Raw genomic sequence first — 21,284 nt, 5'->3', positions numbered from 1 at the left:
AGCATTTCGATGATTCAGCATATTTTTATCTAATTACAATTTTTACAACGACACCCTGTTTAAAATCCAACCATAAAAGAAATCTTCATAATTTGGGTTCTTCTCTGTAATTTCGATATAGTGCTGCCCTTGCATAATATTTAAAATGCGGACTAATACCATTTCTCCATCTTTAGGACGCTTGTTCAAATACGTTGTAAGCGCTTGAAAAGTGAGAGGCCCGTATTGGCCATCTATAACAAGATTTGGCCAACCTTCTTTCCCCTGCTTATTCAGCAGATTTAAAGCACGTTGTAACAAAGGTTTTGCAAAATTGACGCCACAATTTACACCCGTATCAAATAACTCTTCTGCAATAGCTGAGCTAATCTCATTGATCTGGTCAAATTGGGGTTCAAACCAATATTGTTTTTTATAAATAGACTTAGCCACAGCTATTGGTAAATTTCGCATATCACCTTGATAGCCTTGTGATCGAGCGACCGATTCGGTAATGCCAAATTTGGTGACATGTCCACGATCTGATGGATGGTTAACATATCCACCTTCTCTGTTTATGATTGCGTCTAGGTACTGGTCAATATTCATTTTATTTTACCTATATAATTAAAACTGTTTTTAGCTATTTTGCAGATCATCTTTCGCTTTTTTTAAGTCTTTCATGACTTCTACAATTGTTTTACCTTCTTGTTTATTGATGAAATTAAATATCCATCTCACAATGGCCCAACCAGGCAAACCGCAAATGAAGAAGAATCCACATAGTGTGATCATTCCCCAAATATCTAATACCCATTCATGTAAATTCCATTTCATGATAATAAATGAGCCGCCTGTTAAGCTTGAAACCACTGTACATATCAGCCCAACAATCCATTCTTGCGGTGAGCGAGGGAAACGCATCATCAACACAACTGCGACAACTAAGCTGACTGCTAAGGCCACCATAATTGCAATGCTATAAAAATTTAAAAATGTGGCTAATCCACTTGTTGGAACTGTTGTCATAATCTTGTCCTGCTTTAAAGGGTAAAACTTGAAAATCCACCACGATAACCAGCGTGTTGTTTTTCAGTTTTTAAATACCCTTAGTTTTCTTTATTACAGTCGATAAAAATCACTAACACTTTAAAGCGGCGCTAAATTGCAAGACGAACTTACCTTGACCCGTTTAACTTTAGGGCCCAAGAAAGAATGTTTGTGTGCTAAAGCGGGTTAGTGTGCACTGTTTAAGGCTTGTTCAATCAACTCAATTACGGTGATTGCACCTATCGCTTTTTGCATCGAGACTTGATCATCGAATTCGAACGCTTCATCTTCAAGCTCACTTGCAATTTGCTTCGCCTCTTCAAGTGCCCTTTTTATTTTTTGTACCTTATATTTGTTTATATCTTTTGCAATTGTTGGGACATACCCTCCACGTTTTGCATTTTTAAGTTGTTTAGCTCTGTTCTGCATTGCTGTAGTCATTCACTATCTCCAACTCAACTTACTCGTTTAGTAAGGCATCTTTATCGTTTGTTATTCTTGAAGTTTCGATCTATTCTTTGAGCAATATATTTAAGTCATAGCTACAATTTTGTGTTCGAAACGTTTCATCTGGTACAACAAACATATAGAACCAAACAATATGCATTTAAGGCTTTAATTTAAAAATAAATATTTCCTTTTTTGAAATTGTAAAAAAGTATTAAAGTTCTTAAATTTAAGCTTTTTTCGAACTTTAATTTTTGACCAAAAAGTTCAAATAAGGCTTTGCCGTATATCGGAAACTTTTGTTACGCCTCAAAATCTTTGTTAAATTCTTCATGTTCTTGATACCCTTTATCGACGAACATTAAGCCTGATCCACGGAATCGGGCTTTTTTTATTCCAATTTTTGTTTTGATAGCCTATCTGCACATACTAATTGAGCTATCTCCCTTTTATTTTGCCGCCTAGAGAAACAAAATAAACTTAGCTTTCATCTCAACACGTTGATAAGCCTATAAATAGAGACTTAAATACTATTTAAACTTTATCTATTCATCTTAAGATATAACTGATATTATAACTATAGTTGTTATTAGTCAATAACTATAGTTGTTTTACTCGATATAACTTTAGTTATATATTTGTTATAAGTTTGCTGGTGTGACCATTATGGCTCTTAAAGACCGTTTAAAAGACTCTAGAATTAAAGCGAAAAAAACTCAGGCGGAAGTGGCAGAAGCAGTAAAAATGTCTCAGCCTGCCTATCAAGCTTTAGAGTCAGGGAAAAATTTGAAATCTGCTTTTCTTCCATTAATTGCCCAATTTTTAGGTGTGGACGGGTATTGGTTAACCACTGGAAATACAGAGGATTCTTTTAGAGAAAGTGAAGTATTTAGCCCTACTGTTGTGAGTGCTGAATCCACCGATCAATATGTCTGGATTGAAGTTGTAGAGGCTAATTTCTCTTGTGGTACAGGTGAGTCCATCGAGTTTCACTTCGATGCAATTAATGGAAAAATTCCTTTTCCGGCCTCATTTTTTAAAGAAAAACGGGTTGCTCAAGAATGCATGCGTATTATTAAAGCTAAAGGCGATAGCATGACAGACTACATTAAAGATGGAGATTTAGTCGGCATTGATATCTCTCAGACTGAAGTGATTGATGGCGAGATTTATGCGGTTTACTTTGCAGGCGAAGGAATGATTAAGCAAATTTTCAAAGAAGCAGATGGCTCTTTAATTTTGCATAGTTTAAATGAGAAATTTAGAGACCGACGTGTAACCGAAGAAAATGGAAAGAACTTTAAGGTTATGGGCCGTCAATTCTGGCGAGCAGGTTAGTTTAGCTATAAATATAATTAAAATAATAATTCTATCGACTGGATATACTTTTGTTTTTTATAATTTTAATTATTTATAACCCATCTAGATATAAAAAAACCTATCTCCTTTAAAAGAGATAGGTTTTTAGCTTTAGAACTAAACATTTTTATCAACAATACGTAGCTAAACGATAAAGCTGATTAAATCCAGCATAAAAGCTTTTACCATCTTGGTTTAACTCGATTTCTTCACCTGTTTGAAGTTGAATTTTCTTACCAACTTCGACCCAACGATATCCATCGAGAGAGTTTTGCTTACGCACATGAGGAACAATCCTCACATTAATCTCATTGCCATTTACGGCTGTGGCAATTAGCCACTCATTTACTATATTCACAATCATTCACTCATCACTGAGCTCATGTGATTTGACGGTATTTAATTAGAACGCTAGATTTAAGGTATGGACAGTCAGTCTAGAATTTAATATTTAGCTTGATATAGGGTTATTTATAAGCTAATGCTTTTCATAATTTTCGCATTATGAAAAGTGGTACATCACAGAGCATAATATTTTGGTTGCGGGGGTCGGATTTGAACCAACGACCTTCGGGTTATGAGCCCGACGAGCTACCAGACTGCTCCACCCCGCAATTGGAAGTAAGCTTTATACGCCCATATATTTTATAAAGCAAACCCTTTTTTTTAATCTGTTGTAATTCATCAGTTTTATCTTTTTTAATTAATTTTATATTTTGAATTAACGAGTCATCAACAAGCTAAATTTAAAATTAAACTTTTGAATTGTTGTATTTATTTTAAACAGAACCCTAAATTCACAGACAACAATTGCCTTGGGTGGGTTGCTTTTTATACTATCTAGTTTATTCCTCTAATTTTTATTTTATATGACTGAACCTCAGTTTTCCCTTAGTGAATATCTCGGCACAGTTCAGGAAGTTATACGTCTGGCCTTTGATGAGCCAGCTTGGGTAAAAGCAGAGATTCGAAATTTAAATATTAAAGGAGGTCATTACTATTTAGAGCTTGCAGAAAAAGATGCAGATACTGATAAGGTCATTGCAAGTTGTAAGGCCACGATCTGGAAATTTTCGGCAAGTAAAATCGTTTTAAAGTTTGAGCGTGAAACTGGTATTGAGATTTCGAGTGACTTAAATGTTCTAATAAAAATTCGAGCACGTTTTGATCCCCAATATGGATTTTCAGTCAATATTGAAGAGATCGATTCAAGTTTTACCTTAGGCGAAATTGCTAAACGTTATCGGCAAATTATTGAACGACTCACTCAAGAAGGTTTAATTCACAAGAACAAATTTCTCCCTACTCCTTTTGATATTCAAAATGTTTTAGTCATTGCCCCTCAAAATGCTGCGGGACTTGGTGACTTTAAAAAAGATGCGGATGCGCTAGAAAGAAATGGTGTTTGCCATTTTGTCTATCACACAGCTACTTTTCAAGGAAATACAGCCGCAACCAGCTTGATAGAGTCTTTAGGTACAGGTTTAAGACAATGGGCCAGCACATTTAAATTTCCACCTGACCTCATTGTAATTATTCGTGGTGGTGGATCGGTGAATGATTTAGCGTATTTGAATGATTATGAACTTGCAGCCCTACTCTGCAAACGCACTGTACCCATATGGGTTGGCATTGGTCATGAAAAAGACCGTACCATTCTTGATGAAATTGCTCATCGTTCATTCGATACGCCAAGTAAAGTGATTGCTGGTATCCGTAACCATATTGTTGAACGCGTACAAGAAGCGGTAGATAGTCTGCAAACGATTAAGCTTCTTTCGCAACATCAAATCACGACTTATCAAAGTAAGAATGATCAGCTACTTCAGCACATTAAATCTTCGGCCCAAGGTCAACTTAATTCAGCACATCACCTGCTTAACCAGATAAAAGAACGTATTCAGTTTAGTTCACACCAACAAGTTAAATTTTCATTAGCCCAAATCGAATCGTTAATGAAAGAAATTCTTTTACAAAATCCGAAACAGGTTCAAGCCAAAGGCTATGCAATTGTTAGATCAGAAGGAAAAGCAATTCGCTCTATACATCAAATTTCAAACCCCGCCATTGCTATTGAAATGCAAGATGGTGTGATTGAAGCCAACATTACACAGGTAATTCCAAATGAAAAATGAAGAGTTAACGTTTAAGGACGGCCATGACGTTTTGAAAAAAAATGCCGAATTATTAGAGTCTCAAGAAAGTCCAGATATTGATAATTTAATGAAAATTGTTGAAGAATCGATTACTGCTTATAAAGCTTGTAAATCACGTATAGAAGCTGTTCAACAAGCTTTAGATGAAACATTTAAAGAATAAAATACAATAGAAAAAGCCCATTCCTACTTCTCATTGAAGGAATGGGCTTAGTGAAAACCACTTAGTCCTGAAATGCAAAAGTGTGGATTAGGTCACACTTTCACAAAAAGCATGGTCCCACAACTCTTTGGGATCTTCAATATTTTAATTGTGTCTATTACGTTAGTTTGACTTTATTTTCAGCACTTCTTAACTAAAAGTCCTTCGATTAAAATCATCCTAAATACACATTCTACTTTTGTTTATTTTCAAATATGCTTTAAAAGCTATTCCTCACTGAATGCTCCAATCAATTGATAAATTTTCCCGTTTTTAGGGTTTTCATATAGCAAATCCATATTGGGTAAAATAATGTCATCATCAATTTCAATATGTTCAACACTTTTATGAAGCTCAAGGGCGTGGTCATTCATAGGCCGAACTTTTGCTAAAGCAATCGTTTCTTGGTTAAACTGGTCCTTAATAATTACTTTTAATCTTTTCATAAAAATCTCCTGAAAATTAAAATTTTTAATATGAATAATAGGTTAAGTTTAAAATGAGCTAATCGCTGAACAGCCGATTGGCATAGCAAAGAAAAGTTAAAATAAATGCATCCTTACATTGTAAATTACGTTGGTTTAACCAAGTTACTTTGTTTGAAATGAATACAGTTCCAAAAGCAATTTAATTATGCTAGACGAAATATGTCAAAAAGGAGCATCTATTGTCGATAAAATGGTTGTAACAAGAAGTATTGAAATTAATTTTTTTATTTTAAAAGCAAACAATTAACTTAAACTGACCATAAATTCACTTACGATTTCAATCATTTTAAATATGCAAAATCTATCACAAAAATACAAAATAATGAGCTATTTCTTCTAACTCATACTAAATTAATTTGAGAATTTTTTACTCAAAAAAATCAGCTGTTATTTTTAATATTTTGAACTTATATGACTTAATAAATAATAGTTTTTCCCTCACTTGAAATTTCAAAATTGAACAATATATAAACAACTAGAAATCGTGATTTTACTGAATATGATGTCTCACTCCCCATCAATTCATTGATTGTCGCTTTCATCAAATAAATCAAATGATGGAGGATGCATGATGAATGCTTATGTTCGCCCTCATCCCGATGGTTTTAAATCTTACTTAGGAAAGAATCTAAAAACTGGCCTTTACACTGTACGGGTTGGTTGGACGGTTTACGAAACGAATGCCAATGGTTCTGTCCTGTACGTTGTCAAGAATGAAGATAAGATTCCATTGGATGTACAAAAGTTTAAAACTGATCGTCCCAAAATTTATACTGCCCTTCTTAACGAAGTACAGTTTCAACGCAAGAAACAGCTGGCGATTGATCTCCAGCAATCCAACATCCCTTCTTATGACCGCAAAGCCTATAAAAAACGCCGTGGTTTTTAGATTCTTAAACATATCTATTTTGAGCAAACATATAGAAAAAGCACCCTCGGGTGCTTTTTCTTTTAACGACCAGTTGTAATTAATACAAACATACTGAGTATTAATGTGCTTAATGATCGTTTGCAATGGATGTGGACTTCATGCTCAGCTCCGTGAGCGTATTGATTAACGTTTTCCATTTCGTGTCCTTTAAAGTTCACATTCCTAATTTGCCTAATATTCACACAATAAGAAATTAGCCAAAAGTATTATATGCAATTAAATTTAACACAATCCTTAAATTTTATTCACACCTATTATCATCAAAATTAAGAGTCTTTAAGCTAAAAACTGAATGTAACATTCTACTACGAGGTTAATTGTGTATTACCGATTTGTAGCCCTTTCATCTCAAACAGCCCTTGCTTAAAAATGATCTTCTAAAATAGAAAATATAACGATATTCCATTTTTTAATAATAGTCTTCGATAGGAGAATTCTTATGGAAATTCAACAAGAAACAGCCTCCTCTTTATTTTGTCACACCTCTACCTCAATTCAAGCCTGCATTGAATGCATGATCGCTTGTAAAACTTGTGCGGCAGCATGTTTGCAAGAGGAACATGTTCATATGATGCGAGAATGTATTAAGCATTGCATGACATGTGTAGAGACGTGCCAACTGTGTACATCTTTAGAGTTAAGAAATTCCGAGCTGGCTGAATCGGCAATGCAATTGTGTGCCAATGCCTGTCAACTTTGTGCAGCAGAATGCAGCAAACATGAACATGAACACTGTCAGATCTGTGCTAAAGCATGCTTGGCTTGTGCTAAAGCTTGTTTAGCTTATCGCGCCTAAATAATTTTACACACATAAGCCTACGCAACCTTTAGATCGTAGGCTCATTAAAATTTTATAAATAACAAAACATTAGATATTTTTTAATTAAATTAAGTTAATAGTCAACTTTTTATAGGCATAAAAAAAACCCGCATCTTGGGGAAGAATGCAGGCTCTTAGATCTCCCACAACGACCATGAGTTCATTATTACACTTGAACTTTAAACCGTTAGCTAAATGTACCTATAAAAAATTTAAATTGCAATACAGAAGAGTCTGTATATTTAAAATATTTTATTATTTCTTTATCGTTTTATTTGCTGAACAAGAAATGAAAAATAACCCTATAGAAAAACATTATTTATGCAGTGCCCCCCCATAAATAGCTTTTTACAGGTATTAAAAAAGCCCGTTTCACGGGCTTTTCTGCAACGGTGAGCAATCTAAGATTTGTGTCTATCCATCTCTTACATGCTCTTTGCTAGCTATATGTAAGGTCTTATCGTATCTTTTGCCCTGTCCCAAGTTTCCCTGTGGATCGAGGAGATATTACGATTACCTTAAGTACAGTTATAGCACATTATTTATTCATGGCTAGTACTGTTCACGTTTTTTTACAAATGAATAAAATTTGGCCAAACCTTAATATTTAAGGACTTTCCACACCGTTTGGATATTGATGAGCATCATCGCAAATTGAATACCATTTAACTTTTGAAGTGACAAAAGCATGAGAGTTCACTTGGGTCGATATTTCTTCATTAACCAGCCCTACCCTTAAACGCACCACTTCAGGTTTATCTAAACGTTCACTCCAGACAGGCGAGCCACAAGTTTTACAGAACATCCTCTTTTTATTAGGAGATGAAAAATAAGCCTGTAACAGGTTTTCTCCCTGCAAAATATTTAAATCACTTTTTTGTACTTGTGTAATGGCAGCAAAAGCAGCACCTTGGGCTTTTTGGCATTGATTACAATGACAAACCATAATGGGTGCTAATTCCGCATCAATTTGGAGTTGAATACCATTACAAAGACAAGAAGCTGTATAAGCCATGATTTTTCCTTTTTTATTTTAATGAGGTTTAGCTTACACCCACACCTTTTTCAATGTGATCTAAAATGGCACAAGAAGCCTGTTGGTTACCACAGCAATCATCGGCTGAAGCCTGCAAAATAGAAACCATTTCTTGTAGATGAGCAATTTTTTGATTGAGTTCCGCAATATGTTTTACGGTTAAGGCTTTCACCTCTGCACTCTGTCGATCTGTATTTTTCCAAAGCGAAATTAGTTCTTTCATTTGTTCAGATGAAAAACCCAACTCTCTGGCGTGTTTTAAGAAGTTCAAAGTTTTCAGGTCTGTTTCTGAATAAATACGATAACCCGAAGCAGAACGCTGTGCCGCTTCAAGTAAACCGATTTCTTCATAGTAACGAATCATTTTTGCAGAAATACCAGACTGTTTGGATGCCTGACCGATATTCATCTCACACCTCAAATATTAAATTTGGTTTAAGACCTGATGTTTTGATCTTAAACCAAAATATGATTTTCAGCACGCTTACTGCACGGGTGCATGAAAACGTTTTAAACGTAGCGCATTTCCTAAAACAAAGACTGAAGAAAGCGCCATCGCACCTGCTGCAAACATAGGTGAAAGCAATATACCAAATGCTGGATATAGCGCACCTGCCGCAATTGGAATAAGTGCAACGTTATATACAAATGCCCAGAACAGATTTTGACGTATGTTTCGCATGGTGGCTTTACTTAAAGCAATTGCATTTGGTACACCTTTTAAACTACCAGACATAAGCACAACATCGGCAGCTTCAATGGCGACATCTGTGCCTGTACCAATGGCTAAGCCGACATCTGCTTGCGCCAAGGCTGGTGCATCGTTAATGCCGTCACCTACAAAGGCCAAGCGACCATATTGTTTTTGCAGTTGGCGAACTGTGTCTACTTTGCCTTCAGGTAAAACCTCTGCCACAACTTCATCAATATTGAGTTTTTTCGCAATCGCCTGTGCGGTATGTCGGTTATCCCCTGTAATCATGGCAACTTTTAGACCTAACTGATGTAAGGCCTCAATCGCAGCATAAGTTGTTTCTTTAATTGGGTCTGCAACGGCAATAATCGCAGCAAGTTGCTGGTCGATAGCAACATAAAGCGGCGTTTTACCTTCTTCACCCAACTGTGCAGCAATCGCCTGGAATGAGTTGGTGTTTAAACCGAGCTGATGCATATAACGATCTGCACCAATTTGTACTTTTTGGCCCGCTACTTCAGCTTCAATACCTGAACCTGTAATCGAGTTAAAAGCTATTACTGGCAATAAGGTTAGGCCCTCAGCCTGTGCTGCTTGAACAATAGCGAGTGCAATCGGGTGTTCAGATTTAGCTTCGACCGAGGCAACTAAAGTCAGCACTTGCTGACGCTCAAAACCTGATTGCACATTAAAGTCTGTTAGTGTTGGTTTGCCTTCAGTGAGCGTTCCAGTTTTATCAACAGCAACCACCTGCGCTTCTTGTAAAAGCTGCAATGCCTCGCCTTTACGGAACAAGACACCGAGCTCAGCACCACGTCCAGTACCGACCATAATCGAAGTTGGTGTTGCAAGTCCCATTGCACAAGGACAAGCAATAATCAGTACTGCAACGGCGTTGACCAAACCAAAAGTCAGCGCAGGCTCTGGCCCAAAAATAAACCAGACCATGAATGTTATTACAGCAATTAACATCACCGCTGGCACAAACCACATGGTGACTTTATCGACCAAACCCTGAATGGGTAGTTTAGAACCTTGGGCTTGCTCAACCATGCGGATAATTTGTGAAAGTACAGACGAAGCACCAACTGCGGTTGCCTGAATGTTTAGTGTTCCGTTTTGATTGACCGTACCACCAACCACTTGCTGCCCTACTATTTTTTCAACGGGAACAGGCTCGCCCGTAATCATAGATTCATCAATATAACTATGCCCTTCAACCACCTCACCATCGACAGGCACACGTTCACCCGGACGAATTTCTACAATACTTCCGCTGACTACTTCGGCAACAGTAACTTCCACCACTTGACCATCACGCTGAATGCGGGCAGTTTTGGGTTGCATGCCAACTAGATGTTGAATGGCTTGTGAAGTACGGCCTTTAGCTTTTGCTTCAAAATATCGCCCAAGCAAAATTAAACTGACAATTACAGCAGCCGCTTCAAAGTAAACATTGACCGTACCTTGTGGTAATACATGCGGCATAAAGGTTGCCACGACAGAGAAGCTGTAGGCAGCCAAGGTTCCAACAGCGACCAGCGAGTTCATATCTGGTGCTAAACGCCATAAGGCTGGAATACCTTTTTGGTAAAAACGGCGACCAGGAAAAACGAGCACCAATGTTGTCAAAACAAACTGTAAAAGCCAGCTATTGTATTGACCAATCGTGTGCATGACCCACATATGAAAAGCTGGAATTAGATGTGAACCCATTTCCAAAATAAACACTGGTAAGGCTAAAACAATGGAAATAATCAAATCTTTTTTAAGCTGATCTAACTCTGAAGCTTTTTTATCGAGCTGCTCATTTTGATTTTTTTCAGCTGCTTTGGCGTCGTAACCTGCTTTTTTAACAGCACGAATCAGGTCTTCAACATTGACTGTTGCATCTACCTGAACCCAAGCCTGTTCTGTTGCCAAGTTGACTGTTGCCTCTTGAACGCCGTCTACTTTCTTCAGCGCTTTTTCAACACGTCCGACACACGATGCGCAGGTCATGCCCTCAATAGACAATTCCACTGGCGCAGCTTTTGGAACATCATAACCCGCACGTTCAACTGCTTTGACGAGTGCTTCACGCTGAATTGGTTGATTTGAATATACAACGGCTTTTTCTGTCGCCAAATTAACGTTAGCAATTTCTATATTTTCAACTTTCTTAAGTGCCTTTTCGACACGTCTGACACAAGAGGCACAAGTCATACCTTCGATTGGTAGTGTTTCACTATATACTGGCAATTTTGTGTTTTTTGAGTCCATCAAACACCTCTGCAAATCTGCAAAATTTAATATTCTGTATTGAGCATACAGATTCCCATCATGGGAAGGTCAAGCATATTTTTTAAAAAATTGGTCTTGACCTTACAATCATGACAAGGTTTAGACTTAAGGTTATCCAAACAAATATCTCGTTCTTGATGGAGTATGAATATGAAACTACTTATTGAAAATATGACTTGTGGCGGCTGTGCTCGTGGTGTGACAGCAACGATTCAAGATGTCGACCCAAATGCAAAAGTAGATGTAGATTTAGCGACAAAAATCGTGACTGTCGAAACCAGTGAAAGTGTCGACAAAATTACTGAAGCGCTTGACGAAGATGGTTTCCCAGCTCAAGTGCAGTAAGAAGTTACCTAACGCATAGCTTCAAACTTTGAGGCTATGCACTCGTTTTTATTTAAAAATCAATACCGTCTGAATCATCGATTGGATTCTGATCGAGTGTAAAAACAGTACGTTTATAAGGTATTCCTTCTAAATCATAAACTTGATAAATACAGTCAAATAAGAGTTGTAAGTCTTCACTTCTATCCATTGCACGTGCAGTAATAAAAATCGGACTGACTGCCCCATTATCGAGAATCGGAATGTAATTTAAATGAGGAAAGCGAATGGTATCGGCACTGGCTGGAATAATACATAAGCCTTCACCCGCTGCGACCAAACCCAGAGCCAGTTGAATTTCCCGTATCTCATGCATATTTTTTGGAACCAAACTATGCTCGGCAAAAATATTCAAAAGCTGGGTCGAAAAATTAGGTTTCGGCGAAGTGGGATACATAAACATCTTTTCATCAATTAGATCGGCCAGATACACCCCTTCCGTACGCTGAGCAATGGGATGGCTGGTATGTGCAGCAACCACTAATCGTTCTTTACGCAGCAGAATTCGTCTCACGGCTGGATCACTAATTCTTAAGCGTCCAAACCCGACATCAATACGTCCTTCTTTTAATGCCTGTAGTTGCTCAGTTGTACTCAACTCCATCAGTTGAATATTCAAATGCGGTTGCTGCTGCCTAAATAAATAGATGATTCGAGGCAACAACCCATAGAGTAACGACCCTACAAAACCAATCGTCACACTTCTTTCAATCAGACCAATCCGCTTAGTCATACTTTTTATTTCTTCAGCATTCGACAAAAGTTTAAGAGCATGTTGATAAAAGAAATGTCCGGCTGGCGTTGTATGTAAAGGACGACTTCCACGCTCAAATAATTGAATTCCAAGCTCACTTTCCAGATTTTGGATCTGTCGACTCAAAGGAGGTTGAGCAATAAATAGTTTTTCAGCAGCCTTGGTGAAGCTTTGTTCTTCAACCACCGCCACAAAATACCGTAAATGTCTTAGTTCCATAAGGCTTCCATACCTTTAAGATATAAAAAAATGCAAATTCAGTCTTAGACACAGTTTAACCATTCTTTTAAGGTATATACAAGCAACAAACCGATGAAGTGATGAATTGCTTTGTGAAAAGCCTTCTTGCCAATATTCAAGTGATTCATCTTCATCAATCTCGGTTAAACACCCGTCGCGCTCATGCGCTTCATTGACAATATTAGGATATCAAGACCTTGTAGATCTTAGCTAAGGCCTTGGTGACTTCCACACTTTTGGAAAGTCGGAGAACGGACATGCCACGTATTCCTGTAATCAATACTAGCCATCTTGACCGTATTGATGAATTACTTGTAGATAATATCGATACAGGTGAATTTAAACTTCATCGCTCAGTGTTTACTGACGAAGCCCTATTTGACCTTGAAATGAAATACATCTTCGAAGGTAATTGGGTTTACTTAGCACACGAAAGCCAAATTCCAAATAATAATGACTACTACACCACTTACATTGGTCGTCAGCCCGTCATTATTGCCCGCAACCGTAACGGCGAATTGAATGCGATGATCAATGCGTGTTCACACCGCGGAGCGCAACTTTGCCGTCACAAGCGTGGCAACAAAGCGACGTATACCTGTCCTTTCCACGGTTGGACTTTCAACAACTCTGGTAAATTACTCAAAGTTAAAGATCCGAGTGAAGCTGGTTATTCTGATTGCTTTAATCAAGAGGGCTCACATGACCTTAAAAAAGTGGCTCGTTTTGAGAACTACAAAGGCTTCTTGTTTGGCAGCTTAAATCCGGATGTTCCTTCACTTGAAGATTTTTTGGGTGAAACCAGCAAAATCATCGACATGATTGTTGACCAGTCTGAACATGGTCTCGAAGTTTTACGTGGTTCATCAACCTACACTTACGAAGGTAACTGGAAACTCACCGCTGAAAATGGTGCCGATGGTTATCACGTTTCTGCTGTTCATTGGAACTATGCAGCAACGACTCAACACCGTAAAGAAACTCAAGCTGCCGATAATATTCGTGCCATGAGCGCAGGTGCTTGGGGTAAACAAGGCGGTGGTTCTTATGGTTTTAAAAATGGTCACATGTTGCTATGGACACAATGGGCCAACCCTGAAGACCGCCCAAACTTCCCGAAAGCAGACGAATACACCGAAAAATACGGTGAAGCGATGTCAAAGTGGATGATTGAGCGCTCACGTAACCTGTGCCTCTATCCAAATGTCTATTTGATGGATCAGTTCGGTTCACAGATTCGTGTACTTCGCCCACTTTCAGTCAATAGAACCGAAGTCACCATTTACTGTATTGCACCTAAAGGTGAAGCACCAGAAGCTCGTACACGTCGTATTCGCCAATATGAAGATTTCTTCAATGCATCAGGCATGGCAACACCAGACGATTTAGAAGAATTCCGCGCTTGTCAGGCAGGTTATGCAGGTATTGCACTTGAATGGAATGACATGTGCCGTGGTTCTAAACACTGGATTTATGGACCAGACGATGCAGCAAACGAAATTGGTTTAAAACCAATGTTAAGTGGTATCAAAACTGAAGATGAAGGACTTTATCTTGCCCAACATCAATATTGGTTACACACCATGAAACACGCGATTGCGACAGAGAAAGAAATTGCTGATCAGGGAGAAACAGCATGAGCACTCAAGACAAAGCAACTTTAGAATATATTGCTCAGTTTCTCTATCGCGAAGCTCGTTTTTTAGATGATGAACAATGGGATGACTGGCTTGCATGCTATGCACCGGAAGCTTCTTTCTGGATGCCAGCTTGGGATGACGACGATAAATTAACTGAAGATCCGCAATCTGAAATTTCACTCATTTATTACCCAGACCGTCAAGGTTTAGAAGATCGCGTGTTCCGTATTAAAACTGAGCGCTCATCTGCAACCATGCCAGACACACGCACAAGCCACAATATTGCCAACGTTGAAGTCGTAGAACGCGATGGAAATAAAGTTACCGTTCGCTTTAACTGGAATACCTTGAGTTTCCGTTACAAGACAAATTACAGCTATTTCGGTATGTCACGTTATGTGATCGATTTTTCAGGTGATCAACCAAAAATCTTGAGCAAGTATGTCGTTTTAAAAAATGACTACATCAATCAGGTTATTGATATTTACCACCTTTAAGACATACCCCCCTCAGTTAAACGGACTGTTGGCTGAGGGTAAAAGTTTCAAATATTTTGTAGGATACATGCCATGTCAAACCACAATGTTGCACTTCAATTTGAAGATGGTGTTACACGTTTCATTAACGTAGCTCAAGGTGAAACCTTATCTGATGCAGCCTATCGCCAAAAAATTAATATTCCTTTGGATTGCCGTGATGGTGCATGTGGAACTTGCCGCGCATTTTGCGAGTCAGGTCATTATGACATGCCAGAAGAAACCTATATTGAAGATGCGTTAACACCTGAAGAAGCCGAGCAAGGTTATATTCTTGCTTGCCAATGCCGCCCAACTTCAGACGCGGTGTTCAAGATTCAAGCATCGTCAGATGTTTGCAAAACAGAAATTCATAGCTTCCAAGGCACATTAGCCCGCGTTGAGAACTTATCAGACTCAACCATCACATTTGATATTCAACTTGACGAAGGCCAACCGGATATTCATTTCCTTGCAGGTCAGTATGTGAATGTTGCAATTCCAGAAACTGGCGAAACACGTTCATATTCATTTAGCTCAAAACCGGGCAATCGCTTAACAGGCTTTGTGGTACGTAACGTACCGAATGGCAAAATGAGTGAATTTTTAAGTAAGAATGCCCAAGCTGGCGACAAAATGACATTTACGGGTCCATTCGGTAGCTTCTATTTACGTAATGTAGCGCGTCCTGTGCTTATGCTGGCAGGCGGTACTGGCATTGCCCCATTTATGTCGATGTTACAAGTACTCGAAGAAAAAGGTTCAGAACAGCCTGTTCGTTTAGTCTTTGGCGTAACCAATGACTTTGATTTGGTTGCTCTAGAAAAACTCAATGAGTTGCAGGCGAAATTCCCATGGTTCGAATATCGAACTGTGGTTGCAAGCCCTGAAAGTAACCATGAACGTAAAGGCTATGTAACTGGTCATATTGAAAGTGAATGGTTAAACGGTGGCGATGTCGATGTTTATTTGTGTGGTCCAGTGCCAATGGTTGAAGCTGTACGTGGGTGGTTAGAAACTGAAAATATCAAACCTACTAACTTCCTGTTTGAAAAATTCTCTGCGAATTAATTTAAGGTGGAGAAGTTATCTATGTCAAACCGTCAAAGATTTACTGATAAAGTCGTGATTGTTACGGGTAGTGCCCAAGGTATTGGTCGCGGCGTGGCACTACAAGTCGCAGCTGAAGGCGGCCAAGTCGTCATGGCTGACCGCTCTGAATATGTTGAAGAAGTTCTCAAAGAAATTCAGAGTACAGGTGGTGATGCTGTTACGCTTAATGCCGACCTTGAAACATATGCGGGCGCACAAGCGGTTGTTGCAAAAGCCATTGAACACTATGGTCGGGTAGATATCCTGATTAATAATGTAGGCGGCGCGATCTGGATGAAACCTTTTGAAGAGTTTTCCGAAGAAGAAATCATTAAAGAAGTGAATCGCTCATTGTTTCCAACGTTATGGTGCTGCCGCGCTGTGTTGCCCGCCATGATTAAGCAACAATCGGGTGTTATTGTAAATGTATCTTCCATTGCAACCCGCGGTATTAATCGGATTCCCTACTCTGCATCTAAAGGGGGTGTAAATGCTCTAACAGCATCCCTCGCTTTTGAACATGCTAAAGACGGGATTCGTGTGAATGCAGTTGCGACGGGTGGAACCGAAGCACCGCCCCGAAAAGTACCTCGTAACGCCAAACCACTCAGTCAAAATGAAAAAGACTGGATGCAGCAAGTGGTAGATCAAACTGTAGATCGAACATTTATGGGGCGTTATGGCACAATTCATGAACAAGTAAATGCAATTTTATTTCTCGCATCAGATGATGCATCTTATATGACTGGATCAGTCATTCCAGTCGGAGGTGGAGATCAGGGTTAATCCTGATCTTTTTATATGATCTGATACATAATAGGATTTGCATGGAGGCAATCAAACAATGGCAACCCTGTTAAAAATATTAAAAAATGACTGGTCCATATCAGCAACTGTTGCGGGTTTTCTTGCGGTTTTAATTTCTTACTCTGGCCCACTGATTATTTTCTTTCAAGCTGCTCAGCGAGCCCATGTTTCTACCGATATGATGGTGTCATGGATTTGGGGAATTTCAATTGGTGCCGCCGTTTCAGGCATTTATCTTTCAATTAAATATAAAACGCCTGTCATTACCGCATGGTCTGCACCGGGTACTGCCCTGTTAGTTACTCTATTTCCGCATATCTCATTGAATGAAGCAGTAGCCGCCTATATTACTTCTGCGATTGTTATTTTTTTAATTGGCGTTACCGGTTACTTCGACAAATTACTCAAATGGATTCCGCAAGATGTCGCTGCCGGCATGATGGCAGGTATCCTTTTTCAATTTGGTATTGGCCTATTTACCGCATCTGATAGCATGCCTTTTATTGTCTTTAGCATGCTCATTGTGTTTTTAATTGCTAAACGTTTAATGCCCCGCTACACCATGATTTGGGTGTTAGGGGCCGGAGTTTTATTAAGCCTCATTTTAGGCAAAATGAATCCGGTTGATGTGAGTTTTAGTCTAGCTATCCCGCAGTGGATTAGCCCAGAATGGACGTGGAATTCAACACTTAACCTTGCCCTTCCTCTGATTCTAGTCAGCTTAACTGGTCAATTTTTACCGGGTATGGCGATTATGAAGCTCAGCGGTTACGACACGCCAGCCAAACCGATTATTAGTGTTACCAGCATTGCTTCTTTAGCTGTTGCCTGCGTGGGCGGTATTACCATTGTACTTGCCTCAATTACCGCGGCCTTATGTATGGGCAAAGACGCTCATGAACTTAAAGAAAAACGGTATATCGCAGGCATCGCCAACGGAATTTTTTATATTTTAGGTGGCTTATTTGCTGGCAGTATTGTCATGCTATTTAGCTTACTTCCTAAAGAGTTGGTTGCAGCACTTGCAGGTTTAGCTTTGCTTGGTGCAATTGCGACCAATATTTCTGTTGCCATGAGAAATGACAGCCAACGTGATGCTGCACTCATTACCTTTCTAGCTACAGCTTCGGGCATGCATTTTCTCGGATTAAGCTCGGTTTTTTGGGGCATTTTTATTGGTGTCATTGCTCATTTCATTCTTACGCCACGATCAGCTCCAGCCACAAATTAAATTTTACCTAAGTAATTCAACCCAAATAAAGCCTTAATAGTCAAATCAGGATGCAAATAATTTGCTATCCCTGTTTTGGCTATTTTTATTTATTGTCAATTAAATTTCTTTTTATAAAGTCAATTTCTAAAATAATTAAATAATAGATTTCAATCTTTCATCTTAGTATTTTTCCGATCAATTCATAATATTAACTAATCTATATTTTTAGTGGTGATTCTCAGCAATAAAATCAAGAATAAAACACCAATAAAACCCTTAAAATTCTCATAATATAATATTTAAACCCATTTAAAAAATAAAAACCCCAGTTCACACATTAAAAATAAAATTATACTTTTCAAACAATTAAACTATTAAAAACCCAATACCTTAAAGACATAAAGATATATCAATTAGGTTTTTGACTCTAACTCAATAACAAAATAGTTTATTAAACAATAACGCGATACTTCACAAATTGGAGGTGAAGAAAATGGATGCGAGTAAGGTTAATATTAATGAGCTCATTGATAAGGCCCGTTTTACAGCTTTTCATTGGAAAGTTTTAATCTGGTGTTTACTTATTATTATTTTTGATGGGTATGATTTAGTCATTTATGGCGTTGCACTTCCTTTATTAATGCAACAATGGTCGTTAACTGCTGTTGAAGCTGGTTTGCTGGCAAGTGCTGCTTTATTTGGCATGATGTTTGGTGCCATGATTTTTGGCACACTTTCGGACAAACTCGGGCGTAAAAAAACCATTCTGATTTGCGTGACTTTATTTAGCGGATTTACCTTTTTAGGTGCTTTTGCTAAAGGGCCAGCTGAGTTTGCAATTCTTCGCTTTATTGCTGGCCTTGGTATTGGCGGGGTCATGCCAAACGTGGTCGCGCTTATGACTGAATATGCACCTAAAAAAATCCGCAGTACATTGGTGGCAATCATGTTTAGCGGATATGCGATTGGTGGCATGACATCTGCACTACTCGGTGCATGGCTCGTTAAGGATATGGGCTGGCAAATCATGTTTTTAATTGCGGGTGTTCCACTTTTACTACTCCCACTGATCTGGAAATTTTTGCCTGAATCTCTCACATTTTTAGTGAAATCTAACCAAAGTGAACAGGCAAAAAGTGTTGTCAGCAAAATTGCGCCTCAAACTCAGGTAAATGCCAATACTCAACTGGTGTTAAACGAAAGCACTATAACAGATGCACCTGTCCGCGCGCTTTTTCAACAAGGCCGTACCTTCAGCACATTTATGTTCTGGATTGCTTTCTTTATGTGTTTACTCATGGTGTACGCCTTAGGAAGCTGGTTACCTAAACTCATGTTGCAAGCAGGCTATTCGTTGGGTGCGAGTATGTTGTTCCTGTTTGCACTCAACATTGGTGGCATGGTCGGTGCAATTGGTGGCGGTGCTTTAGCAGATAGATTTCATTTAAAACCTGTCATTACCATCATGTTTATTGTGGGTTCAGCAGCTCTAATCTTACTTGGCATTAATAGTCCACAATTTATTTTATATAGCCTGATTGCCATTGCTGGCGCTGCCACAATTGGTTCACAAATCTTACTCTACACGTTTGTTGCACAGTTCTACCCGACAGCACTTCGCTCAACAGGCATGGGCTGGGCATCAGGAATTGGTCGCATTGGTGCAATTATCGGTCCAGTTTTAACTGGAGCCCTACTCACATTTGAACTTCCTCACCAAATCAATTTCTTGGCGATTGCGATTCCTGGTGTGATTGCTGCACTTGCAATATTTATGGTCAATCTTAAAGCCTCTGTTGGTGCGCAAGCTCCATCAACATTTAACACTCAAAACACACTTACCCAGCAGTAAACATACATGCGCCGAGGACTGGCGCATTTATCTCGGAAATGGATTATGGAATTAATACACCGTTTTAAACCGCAGACTTTAGCTGTAGCAACTTTAGTATTGATGTGTGGCAATTCATGGGCAGCAGATACCGCGCAACAAAGTGAAGATGAATGGAAATTCACTTTAAAGAATGCCTACGTTAATCGTAATTTTGACAATGATGCACTCAAAGATACAGGTAGCTGGTCTCAGGCAGCGTCGTTATTTTATAAATCGAAAATGCATAACACCCCGCTGCAAATTGCAGATAAGCCCATTACCATTGGTGCAGATGCCTCTGTTCAATACGCAGTACGTTTAAGTTCAGACAAACATGTCGCCGATACAGTTTTGCCTTTTAATAAGGAAACACAATCTCAGGCATCAGATTATCTAAAATACGGCGCTACATTAAAGCTGGGTTATGACAAAACGCTTTTGAGTGTAGGTGAACTGTGGTTAGATTTGCCAGTTACAGCGGTAGATACGAGTCGTCAATTACTTACTTCGTATTGGGGAACCAATTTAAAGTCTCAACTTTCAGATCAGCTTTATGCGGAAATTGGTCGGGTTGAAAAAGTATCTCCACGAAATGAAGAAGACTTTAAAAAGTTTTCCTTCACGGCCAATGGGGTTACCAAAGAATCTGATGGCTTAAACTACTTAGACCTTCTTTATCAATTTACGCCGTCACTCAAGGGTGAGTACTACTTTGGTAATTTAGAGGATTTGTATAACAAGTATTATGTGGGACTTGAGCATACATGGAAGCAGCCAACTTTTGCCCTGACTTCCAAGTTTAAATACTTCAATGCCAAAGATGATGGCAATACTTTTGATATTGATGCGCAAAACATTGGAGTGCTAGAAACCCTCAAAGTAAAAAACCATACCTTTGGTTTAGGCTACCAACAAATCATGGGTGAATCGGCTTATCCATTACCGGATGGTTTCTTGCCAGAAACCTATTTTATTAACTGGAACGCTACTGGTTTCTTTAAAGAAGATGAAAAGTCTTACCATGTGATGTACGGCTATGACTTTAAGGACTATGTACCGGGCTTAAATGCAATGGTGAAATATGTGTATGGGCATGATTTTAAAGCAGCCAATGGCCAAAAAAACAATGAAACTGAGTCGAATGTGATTGTTAACTATGCGTTTCAGCAGCCGTTCTTAAAAGGCGTTGCTCTTCAATACATTCGTATTGATTATAATGTTAAACATGGCAATGACTTTGGTGAAGATCGCCTATTCGTCAATTACACCAAAAAGTTCTAAAGTTTTTTAATTTAATCTAAGCGGGCTACTTTTGGTCCGC

23 protein-coding genes, 1 tRNA gene and 1 pseudogene are annotated in these 21,284 nt (G+C 38.7%); 13 read left to right on the top strand and 12 right to left on the bottom strand.

Annotated elements, in window-relative coordinates:
* Positions 1 to 42 precede the first annotated feature (42 nt).
* The 3 genes from MSG66_RS08420 to MSG66_RS08410 all read right to left on the bottom strand — a co-directional run bounded on the left by MSG66_RS08420 (position 43) and on the right by MSG66_RS08410 (position 1,470).
* Positions 43 to 588, bottom strand: coding sequence for a glycoside hydrolase family 108 protein (locus tag MSG66_RS08420; RefSeq protein ID WP_262472992.1), 546 nt, complete (start codon positions 586 to 588; stop codon positions 43 to 45).
* Positions 589 to 618: 30 nt separating this feature from the next.
* On the bottom strand, positions 619 to 1,008 hold the full coding sequence (locus MSG66_RS08415) for a hypothetical protein (RefSeq protein WP_075431324.1): 390 nt from the start codon (positions 1,006 to 1,008) through the stop codon (positions 619 to 621).
* A 207-nt stretch (positions 1,009 to 1,215) separates the two neighbouring features.
* On the bottom strand, positions 1,216 to 1,470 hold the full coding sequence (locus tag MSG66_RS08410) for a hypothetical protein (protein ID WP_042897964.1): 255 nt from the start codon (positions 1,468 to 1,470) through the stop codon (positions 1,216 to 1,218).
* 672 nt (positions 1,471 to 2,142) lie between these two features.
* On the opposite strand from MSG66_RS08410, the gene MSG66_RS08405 reads away from it, so the two are divergent.
* On the top strand, positions 2,143 to 2,814 hold the full coding sequence (locus MSG66_RS08405; RefSeq protein WP_324653589.1) for an XRE family transcriptional regulator: 672 nt from the start codon (positions 2,143 to 2,145) through the stop codon (positions 2,812 to 2,814).
* A 151-nt stretch (positions 2,815 to 2,965) separates the two neighbouring features.
* Here the strand turns inward: MSG66_RS08405 and MSG66_RS08400 are convergent, their stop codons facing one another.
* Both MSG66_RS08400 and MSG66_RS08395 read right to left on the bottom strand, forming a co-directional pair.
* Complete coding sequence (locus MSG66_RS08400) at positions 2,966 to 3,199, bottom strand: transposase (protein ID WP_133974479.1); 234 nt, start codon at positions 3,197 to 3,199, stop codon at positions 2,966 to 2,968.
* A gap of 173 nt (positions 3,200 to 3,372) precedes the next feature.
* Positions 3,373 to 3,449: transfer RNA gene (locus MSG66_RS08395), tRNA-Met, on the bottom strand.
* Positions 3,450 to 3,704: 255 nt separating this feature from the next.
* On the opposite strand from MSG66_RS08395, the gene xseA reads away from it, so the two are divergent.
* Together xseA and xseB are read left to right on the top strand one after the other, a co-directional pair.
* Positions 3,705 to 4,970, top strand: coding sequence for an exodeoxyribonuclease VII large subunit (gene xseA / locus MSG66_RS08390; RefSeq protein WP_324653587.1), 1,266 nt, complete (start codon positions 3,705 to 3,707; stop codon positions 4,968 to 4,970).
* The gene (gene xseB / locus MSG66_RS08385; protein ID WP_042897961.1) at positions 4,960 to 5,154 is read left to right on the top strand and encodes an exodeoxyribonuclease VII small subunit; all 195 of its coding nucleotides are present in this window, start codon (positions 4,960 to 4,962) and stop codon (positions 5,152 to 5,154) included. The genes xseA and xseB overlap by 11 nt, the downstream gene beginning before the upstream one ends.
* Positions 5,155 to 5,420: 266 nt before the next feature.
* Here xseB and MSG66_RS08380 read toward each other — a convergent pair whose 3' ends face one another.
* Together MSG66_RS08380 and MSG66_RS08375 are read right to left on the bottom strand one after the other, a co-directional pair.
* On the bottom strand, positions 5,421 to 5,639 hold the full coding sequence (locus MSG66_RS08380; RefSeq protein ID WP_133974483.1) for a hypothetical protein: 219 nt from the start codon (positions 5,637 to 5,639) through the stop codon (positions 5,421 to 5,423).
* Between the two features lie 48 nt (positions 5,640 to 5,687).
* Positions 5,688 to 5,820 (bottom strand): annotated as a pseudogene (locus MSG66_RS08375) (LysE family translocator); the annotation flags it as partial.
* 429 nt (positions 5,821 to 6,249) lie between these two features.
* On the opposite strand from MSG66_RS08375, the gene MSG66_RS08370 reads away from it, so the two are divergent.
* Both MSG66_RS08370 and MSG66_RS08365 read left to right on the top strand, forming a co-directional pair.
* A complete protein-coding gene (locus tag MSG66_RS08370; RefSeq protein WP_324653584.1) occupies positions 6,250 to 6,570 on the top strand; it encodes a hypothetical protein in 321 nt (106 codons plus the stop codon).
* A gap of 481 nt (positions 6,571 to 7,051) precedes the next feature.
* Positions 7,052 to 7,408, top strand: coding sequence for a four-helix bundle copper-binding protein (locus MSG66_RS08365; protein WP_324653582.1), 357 nt, complete (start codon positions 7,052 to 7,054; stop codon positions 7,406 to 7,408).
* A 631-nt stretch (positions 7,409 to 8,039) separates the two neighbouring features.
* Here MSG66_RS08365 and MSG66_RS08360 read toward each other — a convergent pair.
* The 3 genes from MSG66_RS08360 to MSG66_RS08350 form a co-directional block, all read right to left on the bottom strand.
* Positions 8,040 to 8,447, bottom strand: coding sequence for a GFA family protein (locus tag MSG66_RS08360; RefSeq protein WP_324653581.1), 408 nt, complete (start codon positions 8,445 to 8,447; stop codon positions 8,040 to 8,042).
* 28 nt (positions 8,448 to 8,475) lie between these two features.
* Entirely contained in the window at positions 8,476 to 8,877 is a 402-nt protein-coding gene (gene cueR, locus MSG66_RS08355) for a Cu(I)-responsive transcriptional regulator (RefSeq protein ID WP_042897953.1), read from the bottom strand.
* A 75-nt stretch (positions 8,878 to 8,952) separates the two neighbouring features.
* The gene (locus tag MSG66_RS08350; protein ID WP_324653578.1) at positions 8,953 to 11,424 is read right to left on the bottom strand and encodes a heavy metal translocating P-type ATPase; all 2,472 of its coding nucleotides are present in this window, start codon (positions 11,422 to 11,424) and stop codon (positions 8,953 to 8,955) included.
* A 165-nt stretch (positions 11,425 to 11,589) separates the two neighbouring features.
* On the opposite strand from MSG66_RS08350, the gene MSG66_RS08345 reads away from it, so the two are divergent.
* A complete protein-coding gene (locus tag MSG66_RS08345; RefSeq protein ID WP_080026604.1) occupies positions 11,590 to 11,790 on the top strand; it encodes a heavy-metal-associated domain-containing protein in 201 nt (66 codons plus the stop codon).
* Between the two features lie 52 nt (positions 11,791 to 11,842).
* Here MSG66_RS08345 and MSG66_RS08340 read toward each other — a convergent pair whose 3' ends face one another.
* Both MSG66_RS08340 and MSG66_RS08335 read right to left on the bottom strand, forming a co-directional pair.
* Positions 11,843 to 12,802 carry a LysR substrate-binding domain-containing protein gene (locus MSG66_RS08340; protein WP_324653575.1) on the bottom strand — a complete coding sequence of 320 codons (960 nt, stop codon included), beginning with the start codon at positions 12,800 to 12,802 and terminating at the stop codon, positions 11,843 to 11,845.
* Positions 12,803 to 12,846: 44 nt separating this feature from the next.
* Positions 12,847 to 12,957, bottom strand: a complete 111-nt coding sequence (locus MSG66_RS08335) for a hypothetical protein (RefSeq protein ID WP_133976355.1) — start codon at positions 12,955 to 12,957, stop codon at positions 12,847 to 12,849.
* A 123-nt stretch (positions 12,958 to 13,080) separates the two neighbouring features.
* Between MSG66_RS08335 and benA the strand changes: the two genes are divergently transcribed.
* From benA to MSG66_RS08300, 7 genes are all read left to right on the top strand, one after another.
* The gene (gene benA / locus MSG66_RS08330) at positions 13,081 to 14,463 is read left to right on the top strand and encodes a benzoate 1,2-dioxygenase large subunit (RefSeq protein WP_324653573.1); all 1,383 of its coding nucleotides are present in this window, start codon (positions 13,081 to 13,083) and stop codon (positions 14,461 to 14,463) included.
* Positions 14,460 to 14,960 (top strand): benzoate 1,2-dioxygenase small subunit, encoded by a 501-nt coding sequence (gene benB / locus MSG66_RS08325; protein WP_420714252.1) that lies wholly within the window; start codon positions 14,460 to 14,462, stop codon positions 14,958 to 14,960. The genes benA and benB overlap by 4 nt, the downstream gene beginning before the upstream one ends.
* A gap of 72 nt (positions 14,961 to 15,032) precedes the next feature.
* On the top strand, positions 15,033 to 16,049 hold the full coding sequence (gene benC / locus MSG66_RS08320; protein ID WP_324653571.1) for a benzoate 1,2-dioxygenase electron transfer component BenC: 1,017 nt from the start codon (positions 15,033 to 15,035) through the stop codon (positions 16,047 to 16,049).
* A 21-nt stretch (positions 16,050 to 16,070) separates the two neighbouring features.
* A complete protein-coding gene (locus tag MSG66_RS08315; protein ID WP_324653569.1) occupies positions 16,071 to 16,856 on the top strand; it encodes a 1,6-dihydroxycyclohexa-2,4-diene-1-carboxylate dehydrogenase in 786 nt (261 codons plus the stop codon).
* A 58-nt stretch (positions 16,857 to 16,914) separates the two neighbouring features.
* Positions 16,915 to 18,108, top strand: coding sequence for a benzoate/H(+) symporter BenE (gene benE / locus MSG66_RS08310; RefSeq protein ID WP_324653567.1), 1,194 nt, complete (start codon positions 16,915 to 16,917; stop codon positions 18,106 to 18,108).
* A gap of 475 nt (positions 18,109 to 18,583) precedes the next feature.
* Positions 18,584 to 19,942 (top strand): aromatic acid/H+ symport family MFS transporter, encoded by a 1,359-nt coding sequence (locus MSG66_RS08305; protein WP_262472981.1) that lies wholly within the window; start codon positions 18,584 to 18,586, stop codon positions 19,940 to 19,942.
* A gap of 45 nt (positions 19,943 to 19,987) precedes the next feature.
* A complete protein-coding gene (locus MSG66_RS08300; RefSeq protein ID WP_324653564.1) occupies positions 19,988 to 21,244 on the top strand; it encodes an OprD family outer membrane porin in 1,257 nt (418 codons plus the stop codon).
* The last annotated feature ends 40 nt before the right edge of the window (positions 21,245 to 21,284 follow it).

Origin of the sequence: Acinetobacter sp. IK31 (genome assembly GCF_035615195.1) — a bacterium.
Classification (GTDB): Bacteria; Pseudomonadota; Gammaproteobacteria; order Pseudomonadales; family Moraxellaceae; genus Acinetobacter; species Acinetobacter calcoaceticus_C.
The sequence above is the reverse complement of the archived record's forward strand: the minus strand, read 5'-3'. Positions and strand labels throughout refer to the sequence as shown.

Bases quoted from the DNA above. Each gene is read 5' to 3' on its own strand.
- benE (WP_324653567.1), top strand. From the start codon at position 16,915: ATGGCAACCCTGTTAAAAATATTAAAAAATGACTGGTCCATATCAGCA.
- MSG66_RS08370 (WP_324653584.1), top strand. From the start codon at position 6,250: ATGATGAATGCTTATGTTCGCCCTCATCCCGATGGTTTTAAATCTTAC.
- benB (WP_420714252.1), top strand. From the start codon at position 14,460: ATGAGCACTCAAGACAAAGCAACTTTAGAATATATTGCTCAGTTTCTC.
- MSG66_RS08305 (WP_262472981.1), top strand. From the start codon at position 18,584: ATGGATGCGAGTAAGGTTAATATTAATGAGCTCATTGATAAGGCCCGT.
- MSG66_RS08360 (WP_324653581.1), bottom strand. From the start codon at position 8,447: ATGGCTTATACAGCTTCTTGTCTTTGTAATGGTATTCAACTCCAAATT.
- MSG66_RS08410 (WP_042897964.1), bottom strand. From the start codon at position 1,470: ATGACTACAGCAATGCAGAACAGAGCTAAACAACTTAAAAATGCAAAA.
- MSG66_RS08315 (WP_324653569.1), top strand. From the start codon at position 16,071: ATGTCAAACCGTCAAAGATTTACTGATAAAGTCGTGATTGTTACGGGT.
- MSG66_RS08340 (WP_324653575.1), bottom strand. From the start codon at position 12,802: ATGGAACTAAGACATTTACGGTATTTTGTGGCGGTGGTTGAAGAACAA.
- xseB (WP_042897961.1), top strand. From the start codon at position 4,960: ATGAAAAATGAAGAGTTAACGTTTAAGGACGGCCATGACGTTTTGAAA.
- MSG66_RS08350 (WP_324653578.1), bottom strand. From the start codon at position 11,424: ATGGACTCAAAAAACACAAAATTGCCAGTATATAGTGAAACACTACCA.
- benA (WP_324653573.1), top strand. From the start codon at position 13,081: ATGCCACGTATTCCTGTAATCAATACTAGCCATCTTGACCGTATTGAT.
- MSG66_RS08345 (WP_080026604.1), top strand. From the start codon at position 11,590: ATGAATATGAAACTACTTATTGAAAATATGACTTGTGGCGGCTGTGCT.
- MSG66_RS08380 (WP_133974483.1), bottom strand. From the start codon at position 5,639: ATGAAAAGATTAAAAGTAATTATTAAGGACCAGTTTAACCAAGAAACG.
- cueR (WP_042897953.1), bottom strand. From the start codon at position 8,877: ATGAATATCGGTCAGGCATCCAAACAGTCTGGTATTTCTGCAAAAATG.
- MSG66_RS08400 (WP_133974479.1), bottom strand. From the start codon at position 3,199: ATGATTGTGAATATAGTAAATGAGTGGCTAATTGCCACAGCCGTAAAT.
- MSG66_RS08405 (WP_324653589.1), top strand. From the start codon at position 2,143: ATGGCTCTTAAAGACCGTTTAAAAGACTCTAGAATTAAAGCGAAAAAA.
- xseA (WP_324653587.1), top strand. From the start codon at position 3,705: ATGACTGAACCTCAGTTTTCCCTTAGTGAATATCTCGGCACAGTTCAG.
- MSG66_RS08335 (WP_133976355.1), bottom strand. From the start codon at position 12,957: ATGAAGATGAATCACTTGAATATTGGCAAGAAGGCTTTTCACAAAGCA.
- MSG66_RS08415 (WP_075431324.1), bottom strand. From the start codon at position 1,008: ATGACAACAGTTCCAACAAGTGGATTAGCCACATTTTTAAATTTTTAT.
- benC (WP_324653571.1), top strand. From the start codon at position 15,033: ATGTCAAACCACAATGTTGCACTTCAATTTGAAGATGGTGTTACACGT.
- MSG66_RS08300 (WP_324653564.1), top strand. From the start codon at position 19,988: ATGGAATTAATACACCGTTTTAAACCGCAGACTTTAGCTGTAGCAACT.
- MSG66_RS08420 (WP_262472992.1), bottom strand. From the start codon at position 588: ATGAATATTGACCAGTACCTAGACGCAATCATAAACAGAGAAGGTGGA.
- MSG66_RS08365 (WP_324653582.1), top strand. From the start codon at position 7,052: ATGGAAATTCAACAAGAAACAGCCTCCTCTTTATTTTGTCACACCTCT.